Consider the following 774-nt stretch of genomic DNA (forward strand, 5'->3'; position numbering starts at 1 on the left):
GACGCCAGTCCGCGAACAGCTCGCCCTGCACCGACCCGTCGGAGGCGCGTGGTTGCAGGCGCCGGACGCGACGCACGACCAGGCGGCAGTGGACCTGCTTGGCCTTGGGCAGGGACGTGAACGCGGTGAACTCGATCTCGGCGACCTGGGCGTCGGAGACCCAGGCGCCGACCTGGGCGTCGAAGACCGCGGTGGGGTAGGTGATCGGGGCCCACGCGTCCTCGCCGATGGAGGCGATGGCCTTGACCACGGCCGGGTTCATCCGCGCGGTGACGGAGAACCACGCGTCATGGCGCACCGCTGCGGCGAGCACGTCCCGCAGGTAGTAGGCCGAGTCCGCGCGGACCATCACCTGCCCGCGCGCCCCGGCGGCTCGGGCGGTGTTCACCGCCTGGGCGATCAGCCGCGGTGCGCCGGCGTGGGAGATCACGTTCCCTCGTCGCAGCCGGGCCCGGGCGATCACCGGCGCCGCGGTGGGGGTGGACACCGTGGCGAGCTGCACGTTCAGGCCCCGCACCTTCGAGTACCCGAACCCGGCGGCCTGCTTGGCATAGCCGTGGACTTCGCGGATGGTGTCGTCCACGTCGACGAACACCATGCCGTTCTCGGCGCGTCCGCCGGCGAGCAGCCCCGAGACCTGCCTGGTCAGGCCTGCCAGGACACAGCCAGTGATCTTGTCGATCTGCTGGACGTGGCCGTGGGTGAACGTGCGCAGGAACGTGCCCAACGTCGACGGGGCTCGCACGGGCCCTACCCCCGGATCTTGGACACGGG

1 protein-coding gene is annotated in these 774 nt (G+C 71.7%); it reads right to left on the reverse strand.

Going from position 1 to position 774, the window contains the following annotated elements; genetic code table 11:
* A partial coding sequence (locus N866_RS19195) for a transposase (protein WP_173406185.1) occupies positions 1–745 on the reverse strand: 745 nt, incomplete at its 3' end.
* Positions 746–774: the final 29 nt, after the last annotated feature.

Origin of the sequence: Actinotalea ferrariae CF5-4 (assembly GCF_000603945.1) — a bacterium.
In the GTDB taxonomy this organism is placed as follows: domain Bacteria; phylum Actinomycetota; class Actinomycetes; order Actinomycetales; family Cellulomonadaceae; genus Actinotalea; species Actinotalea ferrariae.